We start from the raw sequence: 14,270 nt of genomic DNA, 5'->3' as shown, positions 1-14,270 counted from the left end.
ATGCTGCACCTGTAACCGTCGATAACCAGGAGAATAACAATGCGTCGAATCGCCATCGTCGGAGCCGGTCAAGCCGGCCTGCAACTCGCTCTAGGTTTGCTCGCCAAGGGCTATCACGTGACCCTGACCACTAATCGCAATGGCGAGGACATTCGCAACGGTAAAGTGATGTCCAGTCAGTGCATGTTCAATGCCGCTCTGCAAAGTGAGCGCGATCTGGGGCTGAACTTCTGGGAAGACCAATGCCCGGCTGTTGAAGGTATCGGTCTGACTGTGCCTGACCCTGAGAACCCGAATGAGCCACTGTTCAGCTGGAGTGCTCGGCTGGATCGCTACGCTCAATCAGTCGATCAACGTCTGAAAATGCCGGTGTGGCTGGACGAAGTCGTGAAGCGTGGCGGCGAGGTCGTTATCCAGGACGTAGGTGTGGCTGAATTGGAGCAGTTGTCGGCGAGTCATGACCTGGTGCTGCTTGCTGCGGGTAAAGGTGAGATCGTCAACCTGTTCGAAAAAGATACCGAACGGACGCAGTTTCAGCAGCCGCAACGGGCGCTGTCATTGACCTACGTGAAGGGCATGACACCGATGTCGCCGTTTTCCAGGGTCAGCTTCAACTTGATCCCGGGCGTGGGCGAATACTTTGTGTTCCCTTGCCTGACGACCACCGGTCCTTGCGAAATCATGGTTTTCGAAGGGATTCCGGGCGGGCCGATGGATTGCTGGCAGGGGATCACATCTGCCGAGCAACATCTTGAGAAAAGCCTGGAACTGGTCAATCGCTACGTTCCCTGGGAGGCCGAACGTTGCCGGTCCGTGGAACTGACTGATGACAAGGGTTTCCTGTCCGGACGATTTACGCCGATGGTGCGCAAACCGGTTCTGACGCTGCCGTCGGGGCGCAAGGTGTTCGGCATGGCCGACGCACTGGTGGTCAATGATCCTATTACTGGCCAGGGGTCGAACAATGCCGCCAAGTGCAGCAAGGTTTATCTGGACGCGATTGTCACCCGTGGCGCGCAAAACTTCGGCCCGGAGTGGATGCACGATACCTTCGAGCAGTATTGGAGTTATGCCCGGCACGTAGTGAAGTGGACCAATACGATGCTCACGCCACCGCCTCAGCATCTGCTCGAACTGCTCGGGGCCGCCAGCCAGTCAAAACCTCTGGCATCGGCCATCGCCAATGGCTTCGATGATCCACGCAACTTTGCCCCTTGGTGGTTCGACGCCCAGTCGTGCCAAGCCTTCATTCAGGAAAAGACCCATCAGGCCGCTTGAGTCGCCATCGAGCCAGGAGTTCAACATGAATGCCTTTACCGCAGAATCCATCCAGCATGATCTGGTCAACGCTCAGGACTGCGATCCGCGCGAATTACGCAATCTGCTTGGGCAGTTTGCCACTGGGGTGACCGTCATCACCACGCGTACGATCGATGGACGCAATGTTGGCATGACCGCCAACTCCTTTTCGTCGGTTTCACTCGATCCGCCACTGGTGCTTTGGAGTATTGCCCGCAGTGCGCCGAGTCTGCCGGACTACCTGTCGTGCGAGCATTTTGCGATCAACGTCCTCGGTGCAGATCAGCACGATATTTCCGGACGTTTTGCACGACCTGCGCCAGACAAGTTTTCGGGTGTGGCCTTCAAGGCCGGAGAGTCCGGGGTGCCTCTGCTCGATGGCGTGATTGCCACGCTGGTCTGCCGCAATGTCACTCAGTATGAGGGCGGTGACCATTTGATATTCCTTGGACAAATCGAACACTACCGCCACGGCGCAGGGGAACCGCTGGTGTTTCACGGCGGGCAGTATCGAGTGGCTGCGCAACATCCTGGGGTGAACCGATAAGTCAGGGCTTGAACCTCGCAAAACACTAATACCAGCTGAACATCCTACAGGCGTTGAGACTTGTTGATGCGCTGGCCTGTGCGGCAAGGGTTCAACGTTATGTGGTAACGGACAGCCTTTGCACGCCCATTGCTACGTTCAACTTCTCCGCCTTTAGCCTTGCTGTGGAGAGCGTCATGAAAATAAAAAGAAAACTGCTATCGGTATGTGTGTTGGGCACTGGCCTCTTGGGAATTGAAGCCGCGCAGGCGTATGACCTGCCAGTCGTCAATCTGGGTTTAACATCTTTTCTCGATGGCGCGCCGCCAGCGGGTGCGGGGTGGTACTTTCAGGAATACTTCCAGAACTACAGCGCCAATCGTTTTAGGGATCAAAATGGCAAGTCGCTGGGCTTGCCCAGGCAGGAGCTGGATTATCAGGTCGCTGTTACACAGGTCAGCTATTTTTCCGACCTTCGCTTGGGCAACGCGACGCTGGGCATGAATGCCGTGCTGCCTTTTGTAACGAGCATGGATGTTGATGACGGACTCAATAACGCGGCGCTGAAGGCTCAAAGTGGTATGGGCGATCTGCTTTTGGGCCCGATGATTCAGTTTGATCCAATCATGGGACCCGATGGACCGCGTTTCGCGCACCGCATTGAGTTGCAGGTGAACGTGCCGACTGGCAAATACGACAGTAAGCATGACATCAATCCGGGCGCCAACGCTTGGTCGTTTGATCCCTATTGGGCCGCCACTTATTGGTTTACTCCAAAATGGACGGCATCCGTTCGTGCTCATTATCTTTACAACGGCAAGAACGATGATCCGGGCCCAGGGTTTGGTGGCGCTGACGATATTCAAGCCGGCCAGGCTTTACACGCAAACTTTGCTACCGAGTATGCGGTGACGCCACAGCAGCGTCTGGGTATCAATGGCTATTGGCTGAAGCAAATCACCGATACCAAAGTTGACGGTCATGAGGTTTCCGGCCGTCGCGAAAAGGTATGGGCTGTCGGGCCTGGGGCGATGTACAGCTTTTCCAAAGAGGATCATGTGTTTGTGAATGCGTACTTCGAACAGGACGTCGAGAATCGTCCTGAAGGTAGTCGTGTGCAAGTGCGGTATGTCCATCACTTTTAAGACCGCCACAGTCATTGTGCTCCATAGCTTCGATTACGTTGGTCTTCTGCCTGCCCCTGGGGGGCGGGCTTTTTTTGGGGTCCCTCTACCGGGACCCTTTTTTATTGCGCAATGGTTTGGAGGTCACTTCATTTTCGACTCGGACGCGGTCTCGTGCAGGAGCTGGCTCCTACAGTTTCCCGGGATTGGATGAAGAACCTTTTTTTTCCTTTTCGGGACCTTCAGCCATGTCGGCATCTCCTGCTGCTTCTGACCATGTTGATTGCCCAGGTTGCAGAAGAGCGTCGCCTGCAAAGCACATTGTCACGAATAGGGACGACTGGGGCGTCGTAGAACAGCAGGTGGTTGAGCTTGCCCGGTTGATCCAGGGCGAAACCCTGCGCCTCGAACGTCGACGCGATGAAACCGACTTGTCGGTGACCGCCCTCAGCGAATTGGGCGCCACCCTTCAGGAAGTTGCCAGCAACGTTCAGGCCGCCCATCCAGACAAACCAATCTACTGGCTGTGAACGCGGCTATTGAAGCAGCTCGCGCCGGCGAAGCGGGCAGGGGGGCAGTGTCGTTGCCGACGAGGTACGGCAACTGGCAACTCGGACTCAGGAAGGATTGGCGAGGATCTGCTCGTTCAGGCCAAAGCGCTACGGCATTTGGCAGATCGTTTTGATCGCTGAGAGTTCGACGATGGGGTATTGATCAGCAGCGTCGGTGGATGATGAAAAAAGCACAGGAATATCTGGTCTGCACCAGATATTCCTCATGCAATCTCAATGCTTGGAATTGCTCTCGATGAATTTTTCGTAATACATCTGGAACCGCTCAATCTTCTGATCGCTGAACCAGGTTTTAACCGCTTCGACCATCGGCGGGGGACCGCACAGGTAAATGTCGAATGGATTGGCTTCGAACGACTGGCGGTCGAAGTGATCAGGAATCCAGCCGGTTTTACCTTTCCAGTGTTCTGATGGTTTCGACACCACCAAGTGATAATCAAAGTTGGCGATTTTATCGCGATAATCAGCCAGGCGTTGAGTTTCGCAGAGGTCATTATCCTGCGTGACGCCATAGAACAGTTGGATCGGGTGTCCGCAACCACCTTGTTCGGCAATGGTATCCAGCATTCCGAGGAAGGCCGAAAGGCCGGTTCCTCCTGCCACCAGGACGAGAGGCTTACTGACCTGGCGTAGATAAAAGCTCCCCAAAGGCGCCTCGAACTCGAGCACTTCTCCGGGGCGGCAATGCTCACGGATGAAGTTGCTCATCACTCCATCAGGCAACAGCCTGATGAGAAACTGAAGCTGGTTATCGGGGTTGGGTCGGTTGGCGAATGAGTAGGAGCGCCACTCATCGGTGCCAGGTACATGCAGTCGAGCGTATTGCCCCGGAAGAAAATCCAATTGCCGGGGGTGGGAGCAAGCGTCCAGATGAAGGATCGCCGTGGTGGCCGAAACCTGCTCCACACCGGTAATCACCGCTTGCAACAATTGAGTTGCCCCAGCGTTGCACAAGCTCGAATCGAAATCGAAATAGAACGACGCATCCGATTGCACGCGGGTCTGGCAAGAGAGCATCTTGCGTTGCGCCAGATCCTGTTCGGACAGGGCCTCGTCATCGACGTAATCTTGAGTGTATCGGCCTGATTCGCAGCGCCCCTGACAGGTGCCGCAGACACCTTCGCGACAGTCCAGCGGGATGTTCACGCCATTGCGCAGCGCGGCGTCGAGCAGCAACTCGTTTGGCTTGACCTCGAAGAACGAGGTCTTGCCATCGGCGAAGCTGAAAGCGACTTTATGATTCATGACAGCGTGCTCCACAGCTCACAGGTGATAGAAATCAAGCACCGAGTTGATGGTGTCGTTGAGCAATACGATGTGCTTGCGAGTGATCTTCCAGCTGTCCGCGACGGGTTTGAGGTGGTAGGTCACATGGCCGTAGAACTGCTCGGACAACCCTTGTCGCGTGAAGAGCGTGACCCAGGCTGCCTTGACTTCAAGCAGTCCGTTATCGAGTTCGTTGATGCGCACATTGCTGGTTTGATGCAAGGTGCGCGGCATCGGCGTTGAAGCAGCCGACTTACCCGTGCGCAAACGAAACACGCGATCTTCCAGGCCGGAGCGGTTCGAGTAGTAAATCAGCGACATGCTGCGCTTGGGGTCGGTGGTGTACACATGCTCCGACTCCCATTGCGGCAGGTGGAACTCACTCTGCTCATCAAACAGGGCGATATAGGCGTCCCAGTCCTGTTGATCACACAGTTCGGCTTTACGGTAGAGAAATTGTTCGATGGAATACTGTAGTGCGCTCATTTCACACCTCCTTCAACTTCAGGGCTTTTTGTTCCAGACCTTGCAAAAGGAAGCGCTGCCAGGATCCGTGCTGATTGATGTAGAGCCCTTCATGGGTGAACTCGGTGCCGGTCAGTACCGGGTTGATACCCAGAACCTCGCTGTTGGGGGTGGGACCTTCGACCCACTTTTCACTGCCGCGAGACACTTCGTTCCAGCGCTCGAGGCGCGCCTGGAATCCGCGCTGGGCTTCGCGAAACTCAACCAGGTCGTCCGGGGTTCCCATGCCGGAAACGTTGAAGAAGTCCTCGAACTGGCGAATCCGGTTTTCCCGGTCGGCGTCGGATTCACCCTTGACGCCGATGCACTGGCTGGTGATCTCTGTCTTGTTCCAGGCCACCGGGCGCACAATACGCAGCTGTGAGCTGATTTGATCCATGAAGAACAGGCTTGGATAGATGTTGAGGTTGCGCAGGCGGTGCATCATCCACTCGGCTTGCTGCTGGCCATACTCCTCGATCAGACGCGGCATGACGGTGGCATAACCGGCGCGCACCGTTGGATTAGGCATGTCGCTGAACAAGAGGCTGTGGCCATTTTTGAACGAGAACCAGCCGTCGTCGGTTTCTGCATCGCCGGCGCCCAGTTTGCTGTAGTCCAGGGTGTCGGAGACGCCGCCATTGGCGGCATTGACTTGCTGGCGATGTTGCACCGTGGAGACGTAGTTGTAGTGCACGGTGCTGACGTGATAACCGTCCAGACCGTTTTCGTGCTGCAGCTTCCAGTTACCGTCGTAGCTGTAGGTCGACTTGCCGGGCAATATTTCCAACTCGCCCGTAGGGGATTGCGCGACCATCATGTCGAAGAACACTTTGGCATCGCCCAGGTAGTCTTCCAGCGAATCGCTGCCATTGACGTCCAGGCTAATGAACACGAAGCCTTTGTAGCTTTCGATCCGGGCCTTCTTCAGGCCGCGGGTTGCCTTGTCGAAGCCTTCCGGATATTCGCCCGGGGCCTTGACCTTGACCAGGCGGCCATCACTTTTGTAGCACCAGGCATGGAACGGACAGGTGAAGGTCGACTGATTGCCTTTGCTGACGCGAGTCAGGGTCGCGCCCCGGTGCTGGCAAGCATTGATCAGCGCGTGGAGCTGATTGTTGCCATCGCGGGTGATGATCATGGGCTGACGACCAGCACGCATCGTCAGAAAGTCATTGGGGTTGGCGATTTCACTCTCGTGGCAGGCGTAGATCCAGTTCTTCTCGAAGATCAGTTCCATCTCCAGGTCGAACAGTTCCGGCTCGGTGAACATGTCACGGGCGACGCGGTAAATACCTTCGGCCGGCCGGAAATCCAGACAGCCTTGAATGTATTCCTGCCACTGAGTAATGCTTTTAGCGCTGTTCATCAGGTCCACCCTTTTGTAGTTTTAGGCTCACCCCGATTGAAAGCCTTTCCGGGCGGTGCATCTATCCGGATTCGAGGCGATATCTATCCGTTTCTGAGGAGGGCGGGGCGTGCTTTTTCCGAGGGCCATACGGCGAGGTGTTTTTGTGCGTTTTCTTGATCATTACCGCATTATGCGGATAGCAGTCCCGAGGCCTGGGAAGTACGTTTGTAGCCAATCCGTAACCATTGTGGTGCTGCGATGAATCTGCAAACTCATGCGGGGACCGATGTTGAATTTCAAGACATCCATGCAGTGCGTCATGACCTGCAGAGTGCGCAGGCCTGGATGTCGAACATTTGCGGCCCCCACGAACTCAAGGCCTCGTACCCCCAACGCATGCATTTTCAACATGCCGGAAATGTCTTGAAGTCGATGTCCACGGTGATCGGGTATATCGAATATGGTACCGATGTCACTATCGATATTGATGCGTCGGTGCTCAACAGCTATAGCATCAGTCTACCCATCAGTGGCGAACAGGAACTGCGAAAATCAAATGGCTTACTGATGTCCGATAGCGATAACGGATTGATCGTATCGCCTTATGATCAGCAAGAGCTTTCTATTACCGGTAATTGTCGAAAAATTCAGGTCGCAATAAAATGTGCAGCGATGCGCCAGGTGTTGGAGGAACTGTTACAGCGTCCGACCCAACAACCAATTGTCTTCGAAACGAGAGTAGGTGCAAGTGAGGGCGCGCCCGCAGCCTGGTGGCGGCTGGTCAAATACCTGCTAACGGAGATGGAGCAGGCGCGTAACTTCTTTGGTCATATTTCCATGGCTCGCGATATTGAAAGAGCGCTAATCAAGGGTTTTATATTGTCGCAGTCTAATAATTACTCGGATGAGTTGGTTGGTCTTTCGCAAAGTCGCTGTCCTGAATATTTATTTAAAGCCAAACAATTTATACATGAGCATGCCTGCGATGAAGTCGATTTGGACGAGTTAGGTCGCGCGGTCGGAGTGTCCCGCTTCAAACTATATGATGACTTCAAGAAATACTTTGGCCTTACGCCGACTTTGTATTTGAAGCGTTTTCGGCTTGAGGCTGTAAGGCAGGCGTTGCTGGAGGGGGGCTCCAACGAAAATATTACTGCGGTGGCAATGCGCTGGGGGTTTAATCACTTGGGGCGTTTCTCATCCGATTACAAGAAAATGTTTTTAGAAGTGCCATCGAAGACGGTTGAGCGAAGTCGAAAGCTTTAATTTCAAGCATGCACCCTGTGCGCGGTTTTACCATTGAAGCGTGTTGATCCACGATTTCAACAGATTCTTATGCTTGATTTTTTATTTTAACGAATTTTCTGTTTGTCTTTTTTATGCCGATTCAAGCGCCGGGCAGCGGATGCTTGCATTAAACAAAAACAAGAGAGAACCATTATGAAGACGGTTGCGCAGTTGCTTTGTATAAAGCCCGAATATAACCGGAATGTTCACACCATTGCACCGGAACAGATGGTTCTGGAGGCAGTCAGGACCATGGCTGAACGGAATGTTGGTGCACTACCTGTCGTAGAGGACGGAGTCGTAGTTGGTGTTATCAGTGAGCGAGATTACGCGCGGAAGATGGTACTGAAAGGGCGCTCCTCGGCGGGTACACCCGTTAGGGATATTATGAGCTCGCCAGTGATAACAGTGGACTCTCGTCAGAGCATTGAGGATTGCATGGGTATTATGACCGATAATCATCTTCGTCATCTGCCAGTTGTAGAAAACGAAAAGCTGCTTGGGTTGCTATCGATAGGCGACCTGGTGAAGTCAGCTATTGCAGAACAAGCTGATCTGATATTGCAACTTGAACGGTATATTCGCGGCCATTAGTTCTTGTTCCGCGTCTGGTACGGTCTGTCCCAGTCCGGGGCATAAGATGCTGGGACGGCTCATCGCTTCGGTCTCGTCAGACAAAAAAACTGGCAGACGTAAGATCCGTGTTGATGAAACTTCAGACCTTTCACCTCACGTCGCTGGAAATATAAACACAGACCTGAGATGTTCACGGCCCCTTGGATTCAGCCACCCACGCTATCCTTAGTCATCGCTCCGGCCGTCGAGATGGACCTTCCCGAATGCAGACCCCAAACCCCCAACGCCCCCTCTGGAAAACCTACCTGCTGTTCCTCGCCCCCATGGTCCTGTCGAACTTCCTGCAATCCATGTCCGGCACGGTCAACAGCATCTACATCGGCCAGATGCTCGGCACCCAGGCCCTGGCGGCGGTGTCGGGGATGTTTCCCATCGTGTTTTTCTTCATCGCCCTGGTGATCGGCCTCGGTGCCGGCGCGGGGGTGTTGATCGGGCAGGCGTGGGGGGCGCGGGAGACGCATCTGGTGAAGGCGATTGCCGGGGCGACGTTGTTGTTGGGGGTGTTGATCGGGTTGGTGGCGGCGGTGGTGGGGAGTGTGTTTGCGCGGTCGGCGCTGGTGGGGTTGGGGACGCCCGCGGATGTGCTGGACGATGCGGTGGCGTATGCCCATGTGATGTTGTGGATCATGCCGTCGCTGTTGGTGTTCGTGTTGTTCACGCAGTTGCTGCGCGGGGTGAGCGATACGTTGTCGCCGTTGTTGGCGCTGGTGGTGTCGACCTGTGTGGGACTGGCGCTGACGCCGGCGTTGATTCGCGGGTGGCTGGGTTTTGCGCCGATGGGGATTCAGAGTGCGGCGATTGCCGGGTTGGTGGGTAACCTGGTGGCGATGGGGTTGCTGGCATGGCGCTTGATCGGCAAGGGCCATCCGTTGGCGCCGGATCGCGAGTTCTTTGCGGCGATGAAGCTGGACGTGGCGATCCTCGGCAAGGTGCTGCGCATCGGTTTGCCCACCGGGTTGCAGATGGTGGTGTTGTCGCTGTCGGAGTTGGTGATTCTGGCGCTGGTGAACCAGCATGGGTCCCAGGCGACGGCGGCGTATGGCGCGGTGACGCAGATCGTCAATTACGTGCAGTTCCCGGCGCTGTCGATTGCGATCACCGCGTCGATCCTTGGGGCCCAGGCGATCGGGGCGGGGCGCATCGAGCGCATCGGGCCGATCCTGAAGACCGGGCTGATGATCAACGTGTGTTTGACCGGTGGTCTGGTGGTGCTCGGGTACTTGTTGTCGAGCTGGTTGCTGGCGTCGTTCCTCACTGAGGAGGCGACACTTGGCATGGCCGAGCACTTGTTGCATATCATGCTCTGGAGCCTGTTGGTGTTTGGTTTCCAGGCGATTATCGGCGGCATCATGCGCGCCAGCGGTACGGTAATGGTGCCGGTGGCGATTTCCATTGTGTGCGTGGTGGGCGTGCAGTTGCCGGCGGCGTATCTGCTGGATGCGAAGTTTGGATTGCAAGGGGTGTGGATGGCGTTTCCGGTGGCGTATCTGGGGATGCTGGTGTTGCAGACGCTGTATTACAAACTGGTGTGGCAGCATCAGAAGATTGAGCGGTTGGTGTAGGCGGAACGCTGCGGGAGGGGCATGCTGTTCACAGGTCCCTTGCCACAAAGCCCCTCGCCACAAAAGGACGGTGTGACTGAAAAAGACAGGCGCCATCGCCTGGGGAGGTTTTCAAATGAGCCCCTTGTCCCATTCCATCCTGCAAGACCGACCAGCAGCCGGGCGGCGTTTGATTGAGCCGTTGCTGCCTTACGCCAATCGCCCCGACGTCATCGTTCTGGCCTTGCCCCGTGGCGGCGTGCCGGTAGCTTATGAGGTGGCCACGGCGCTGAAGGTTCGCCTGGATTTGATGCTGGTGCGCAAGCTCGGCGTGCCGTCCCACCCGGAGTACGCCATGGGCGCGATTGCAAGCGGTGGTATCCAGATTCGTAATGAAGAGGCGCTGCGGGTGCACCCGATTGATCGCGCCGCTTTCGACGCCGTGGTCGAACGGGAAAGCCGCGAGTTGCTACGCCGCGAGCAGGTCTACCGTGGCACGCGACCGGCGGTGCAGCTCAAGGATCAGGTGGTGATCCTGATCGATGACGGCCTGGCCACCGGGGCTTCGATGAGGGCGGCGATCCAGGCGCTGCGGACGCAGGCACCATCGCGCATCGTGGTGGCGGTGCCGGTGGCGCCGATCGAAACGGTGGAGGCGCTGCGCAGCGAGGTGGATGAGTTGATCTGTCCGCTGATGCCCGAGTGGTTCACGTCGATTGGTCATTGGTACATGGATTTTTCCCAAACCTCGGATGCCGAGGTGATCGACCTGTTGCGGCGGGCGTGGCAACGCGGGGAGTGCGGGTAGCGCTGGCGGCCAGCGGCAGGTGGTCGCAAATCAACGGGTGAGGTGGAATAAACCCCGGTTGTTTGCTTTAGTCCATCTGATACGACCCGACTTGTGCGGCACGCCAACTCAGGACGGGAGCCCTCCCGGAGAGCGTCATGAACCTTCGATCCACGCGTTGCGTCGCTCTGGCCGGCACGTTGGTGTTCGGCCTGGTGCCGTTTGCTGGAGCCGTGGAATACAAGGATGTGAACGCCAGGGCCAGTACCTTGAGCTTCACCTATGAGCAGATGGGGTCGAGAGCCTACGGCACCTTTGGCAAGTTCAAGGCCAAGCTGGACTTCGACACCGATAACCCCGGCGCCGCCCGTGCCTCGCTGACCATCGACCTGAACAGCATCGACGCCGGCAGCAGCGACGCCAACGCCGAGCTGCAAAAACCGGCGTGGTTCGACACGGCGACTTATCCGGTGGCGACCTTCGAATCGACATCCATCAAGGCCCTGGGCAATAACCGCTACACCATCACCGGCAAGCTTTCCCTGCGGGGGCTTACTCGGGAAGTGAGTGTACCGGTGCTGCTCAAATCGGAGAGCGCCATCGGCATCTTCGAGGGCCAACTGGTGCTCAAGCGTGACGACTTCAAGATCGGCGAGGGCGAGTGGGCGGACAGTGTGGTGTCCAACGAGATCAATATCCGCTTCCGGATGGTGGCGCCGCAGCGGTGACTGGGACCCCATCGATAGCTCGTCGGCCAATCATGTGACCATGCTGCCAGGGGGATGGAATGTGGTTTGTCTGATAGACCGAGGTGCCGCCATCGCGGGCAAGCCCGCTCCCACAAGGGTCTTCAGCGAGCCTGTAAATTATGCTCGACGCAGCCCCCCTGTGGGAGCGGGCTTGCCCGCGATGGCGGTGTAACAGTCAATACAAAGGCTGAGATCCATCAGGCACTTTGCGGATAGAGCGGACAGTCAACAAAACCCACCTCGGTCCCACCGCACGCTGCACAAAAAAAACGCCCGATCCACATTGCATGGGCCGGGCGTCGATCAATCCGCTCTAGTTCGCCTTTATCGGCACCGTCACGGTTTTGCCGAAGGCCGATTTGATGGTCGCCGTCGGGCTAGGCGACGGGCCGCTGCCGGCGGTTGTCACCGCTATGTTCCAGCGCGCGCCAGTCGGTGTCTGCGTCAGGACGGCGGCACCAAGGTTCACCGTACCGGTTGTGGTGGTGGCCGTTGCCGTGATGGTATTGCCCGTGCCACGGGAGGTGGTGCCGGACAGGACCCAATACCAGCGGCTGTTGCTGCGGGCGGTGACGGTGGCGCTGGTGACGATCAGGCTCTCGTTGATAGGTGCCGAGACCGCCACGGACACCGTCGCCGGTGCCGACTCGGCGCCCTTGGCATCGGCGGCCTTATAGGTAAAGGTCGCGGTGAACGGCGCGGGGACCGTGGCCGGTGGTGTGTAGGTCACACGCAGACCATCGGTGCTGACCACGCCCTTGCCGGAGTCCGGCTGCTCCAGACCCACCACTTTAAGTGGCACGTTACCGTCAGGGTCGCTGTCGTTGGCCAGGACGTTGATGATCACCGGTTGGCCGGTGTTACTGATGGCGCTGTCGGCGTTGGCGACCGGTTTTTGGTTATCGGGGTCCTCGACACGTTTATCGCCAGTGCGGAAGGTCGGCAGCGCGGCGGAATTGACGTAGGTGACGCCGTCCCAGCCGGGCAGGGGGGTTGGCATCAACTGGAACTGGCCGGGGTTCTCGACATCCCAGCGCAGCAGCATGGAGGTGTCCTCGTGCTGGGTGTTGTGGCAGTGCTCCATGTAGGTCCCGGCGAATTCGCGGAAGCGGATCGCTATCTCCACGTCCACCGAACTGTCGACTTCTTGACCGATCCGATAGACGTCCTTGCGCGCCCATTTTTCCCATTCCGGCGGTGCCTTGCCGTCGCGCTTGAGGACGATGCCTTCTTCGAAGTGCACGTGCACCGGGTGGCTCCAGCCGTTGCCGCCGTTGATGATTTTCCACACTTCCAGGGTGCCGTCGCCGGAGAACCCGGCAGCGGTCGGGCCGGTAGCCAGTTGCGGAGCGGCGCTGATGATCCGAGGGTCCATCTGGTAGCCGAAACCGCCGTCGGTCTTGATGGTCCAGGGTTCTTCGTCGGTGCCGTCGGAGCGGCCGAAGGTGAACTCGCGATGGCGCGCCAGTTTCAGTTTGGCCTGCACCGTCGGATCGTCGCGGTTAAGGGTCAGCGGGATCATGCTTTTACCCACCGGCTTGCCTGGCTTGGCGGGTTCGTAGTCGGCGGGGTTCATGCTCACGTCCTGGCCGGCATAAGTCTGCACCACCATCTGCATGAACTTGCCCACCACCGGGTCGCCAGCGTCCCATTCCAGCCCTTTGCTGCCCAGCTTGAGCACTGCCTTGTACCTGCCGGACAAGACATCGGCCAGGCTCTGCGATGCAACCTCCGGCCCCTTGCCGTCGTGGTGCTCCATCAGGTTGACGAAGTACAGTTTGTCGCCGGTCTTGATCCCGTATTTCGAGAAGTTGACGATGATGTCGTAACGCTCGGCGATGGCCAGGGTGGGCAGGATGGCGTTGTGGTCCTGCACATCGCCGTCGGCGTCCAGGTCCATGCTGCCGTCGAACGGCACGGCGTGCTCCATGAGGTTGCCGTCGTTGGCGATCATGTGGAACGGCACGCGGGTGTAAGACAGGCCGGAGCCTGTCGGGCCGGGGAATTCGCCACCGGTGCCGACGATCTCACGCACCAGCGCGATCTTGAAGTAGCGCGACACCGAGCCATTGAGAATGCGGAAGCGATAGCTGCGCGCCCGCACGTTCAGGCGTGGCTGGTACTGCCAGTTGACGAGGATCTGGTCGCCGAGAAAACCATCGGTGTTGAACGGGTTGAACCACAGCTGGCCATTGGTATCCCAGGCCTTGTCGGCAATCATCAGGTTGACGTCATAGTCGCGGTTGCCCCAGGGCAATGCCGAACCGCTGGGCAGACGCAGGTTGACGCCGTCTTGCAGCGCTTCGTTGCCACGATCCATGGCGCTGTAGTAGTTCATCATCACCGCATTGCCCTTGTAGACGTTCTGCGCGGTGAAATCGAGCATGTGGTCGTGGAACCAGTGGGTGCTCATGGCTTCGCGCCAGTCGCCACGGATCTTGATGCTGCCGTTGTTGCAGGTCTTGAGGCCCGGCGTGGCATCGTTGACATACAGGGTTTCACCCGGGGCGCAGGGGAACGCCGCGCGCGGATCCTGAGCGCTGGTGTTGATGGTGTCGTAACCGGCCAACTGGATCGGCCAGCGATAGTCGTAGTACTGCCCCGGAAAGAAAAACGCATTGGAAAATC

At 57.4% G+C, this 14,270-nt stretch carries 13 protein-coding genes and 1 pseudogene; 10 read left to right on the top strand and 4 right to left on the bottom strand.

Going from position 1 to position 14,270, the window contains the following annotated elements:
* The first annotated feature begins 39 nt into the window (after positions 1-39).
* From PSJE_RS23000 to PSJE_RS31735, 5 genes and pseudogenes are all read left to right on the top strand, one after another.
* Positions 40-1,278: a styrene monooxygenase/indole monooxygenase family protein gene (locus tag PSJE_RS23000; protein WP_057714243.1), complete on the top strand. Its 1,239-nt coding sequence runs from the start codon at positions 40-42 to the stop codon at positions 1,276-1,278.
* Between the two features lie 25 nt (positions 1,279-1,303).
* The gene (locus tag PSJE_RS22995) at positions 1,304-1,846 is read left to right on the top strand and encodes a flavin reductase family protein (RefSeq protein ID WP_057714244.1); all 543 of its coding nucleotides are present in this window, start codon (positions 1,304-1,306) and stop codon (positions 1,844-1,846) included.
* Between the two features lie 176 nt (positions 1,847-2,022).
* Positions 2,023-2,970: a SphA family protein gene (locus PSJE_RS22990; protein ID WP_090456504.1), complete on the top strand. Its 948-nt coding sequence runs from the start codon at positions 2,023-2,025 to the stop codon at positions 2,968-2,970.
* Positions 2,971-3,311: 341 nt separating this feature from the next.
* A complete protein-coding gene (locus PSJE_RS31335; RefSeq protein WP_159439189.1) occupies positions 3,312-3,479 on the top strand; it encodes a hypothetical protein in 168 nt (55 codons plus the stop codon).
* Positions 3,452-3,588: pseudogene (locus PSJE_RS31735) on the top strand (methyl-accepting chemotaxis protein); the annotation flags it as partial. The gene PSJE_RS31335 and the pseudogene PSJE_RS31735, both read left to right, overlap by 28 nt.
* A gap of 146 nt (positions 3,589-3,734) precedes the next feature.
* On the opposite strand, the gene antC reads toward PSJE_RS31735, so the two are convergent.
* The 3 genes from antC to antA are packed head-to-tail and all read right to left on the bottom strand — an operon-like array spanning position 3,735 to position 6,660.
* Entirely contained in the window at positions 3,735-4,766 is a 1,032-nt protein-coding gene (gene antC, locus PSJE_RS22980; protein WP_057714246.1) for an anthranilate 1,2-dioxygenase electron transfer component AntC, read from the bottom strand.
* An 18-nt stretch (positions 4,767-4,784) separates the two neighbouring features.
* Positions 4,785-5,273 carry an anthranilate 1,2-dioxygenase small subunit gene (antB, locus tag PSJE_RS22975; protein WP_090456502.1) on the bottom strand — a complete coding sequence of 163 codons (489 nt, stop codon included), beginning with the start codon at positions 5,271-5,273 and terminating at the stop codon, positions 4,785-4,787.
* A 1-nt stretch (position 5,274) separates the two neighbouring features.
* Entirely contained in the window at positions 5,275-6,660 is a 1,386-nt protein-coding gene (gene antA, locus PSJE_RS22970) for an anthranilate 1,2-dioxygenase large subunit (protein ID WP_057714248.1), read from the bottom strand.
* A gap of 240 nt (positions 6,661-6,900) precedes the next feature.
* On the opposite strand from antA, the gene PSJE_RS22965 reads away from it, so the two are divergent.
* The 5 genes from PSJE_RS22965 (at position 6,901) to PSJE_RS22945 (ending at position 11,621) form a co-directional block, all read left to right on the top strand.
* Positions 6,901-7,908 carry an AraC family transcriptional regulator gene (locus PSJE_RS22965; RefSeq protein ID WP_090456501.1) on the top strand — a complete coding sequence of 336 codons (1,008 nt, stop codon included), beginning with the start codon at positions 6,901-6,903 and terminating at the stop codon, positions 7,906-7,908.
* A gap of 174 nt (positions 7,909-8,082) precedes the next feature.
* Positions 8,083-8,523 carry a CBS domain-containing protein gene (locus tag PSJE_RS22960; protein ID WP_090456499.1) on the top strand — a complete coding sequence of 147 codons (441 nt, stop codon included), beginning with the start codon at positions 8,083-8,085 and terminating at the stop codon, positions 8,521-8,523.
* 245 nt (positions 8,524-8,768) lie between these two features.
* Positions 8,769-10,127 carry an MATE family efflux transporter gene (locus tag PSJE_RS22955; RefSeq protein WP_090456498.1) on the top strand — a complete coding sequence of 453 codons (1,359 nt, stop codon included), beginning with the start codon at positions 8,769-8,771 and terminating at the stop codon, positions 10,125-10,127.
* Between the two features lie 115 nt (positions 10,128-10,242).
* Positions 10,243-10,914: a phosphoribosyltransferase gene (locus PSJE_RS22950; RefSeq protein ID WP_090456496.1), complete on the top strand. Its 672-nt coding sequence runs from the start codon at positions 10,243-10,245 to the stop codon at positions 10,912-10,914.
* Between the two features lie 137 nt (positions 10,915-11,051).
* Complete coding sequence (locus tag PSJE_RS22945) at positions 11,052-11,621, top strand: YceI family protein (RefSeq protein WP_090456494.1); 570 nt, start codon at positions 11,052-11,054, stop codon at positions 11,619-11,621.
* A gap of 334 nt (positions 11,622-11,955) precedes the next feature.
* On the opposite strand, the gene PSJE_RS22940 is transcribed toward PSJE_RS22945, so the two are convergent.
* Positions 11,956-14,270: Ig-like domain-containing protein (locus PSJE_RS22940; protein WP_244908396.1), on the bottom strand; the 2,315-nt coding region annotated here is incomplete at its 5' end.

It is taken from the genome of Pseudomonas jessenii, from assembly GCF_002236115.1.
Lineage (GTDB): Bacteria > Pseudomonadota > Gammaproteobacteria > Pseudomonadales > Pseudomonadaceae > Aquipseudomonas > Aquipseudomonas jessenii.
This window is presented reverse-complemented; position numbering and strand designations above follow the sequence as displayed.

Excerpts from the sequence above, each read along its gene's own strand:
- PSJE_RS22960 (WP_090456499.1), top strand. The coding sequence starts at position 8,083 with ATGAAGACGGTTGCGCAGTTGCTTTGTATAAAGCCCGAATATAACCGG.
- PSJE_RS22950 (WP_090456496.1), top strand. The coding sequence starts at position 10,243 with ATGAGCCCCTTGTCCCATTCCATCCTGCAAGACCGACCAGCAGCCGGG.
- PSJE_RS22965 (WP_090456501.1), top strand. The coding sequence starts at position 6,901 with ATGAATCTGCAAACTCATGCGGGGACCGATGTTGAATTTCAAGACATC.
- antA (WP_057714248.1), bottom strand. The coding sequence starts at position 6,660 with ATGAACAGCGCTAAAAGCATTACTCAGTGGCAGGAATACATTCAAGGC.
- antB (WP_090456502.1), bottom strand. The coding sequence starts at position 5,273 with ATGAGCGCACTACAGTATTCCATCGAACAATTTCTCTACCGTAAAGCC.
- antC (WP_057714246.1), bottom strand. The coding sequence starts at position 4,766 with ATGAATCATAAAGTCGCTTTCAGCTTCGCCGATGGCAAGACCTCGTTC.
- PSJE_RS23000 (WP_057714243.1), top strand. The coding sequence starts at position 40 with ATGCGTCGAATCGCCATCGTCGGAGCCGGTCAAGCCGGCCTGCAACTC.
- PSJE_RS22995 (WP_057714244.1), top strand. The coding sequence starts at position 1,304 with ATGAATGCCTTTACCGCAGAATCCATCCAGCATGATCTGGTCAACGCT.
- PSJE_RS22990 (WP_090456504.1), top strand. The coding sequence starts at position 2,023 with ATGAAAATAAAAAGAAAACTGCTATCGGTATGTGTGTTGGGCACTGGC.
- PSJE_RS22945 (WP_090456494.1), top strand. The coding sequence starts at position 11,052 with ATGAACCTTCGATCCACGCGTTGCGTCGCTCTGGCCGGCACGTTGGTG.
- PSJE_RS22955 (WP_090456498.1), top strand. The coding sequence starts at position 8,769 with ATGCAGACCCCAAACCCCCAACGCCCCCTCTGGAAAACCTACCTGCTG.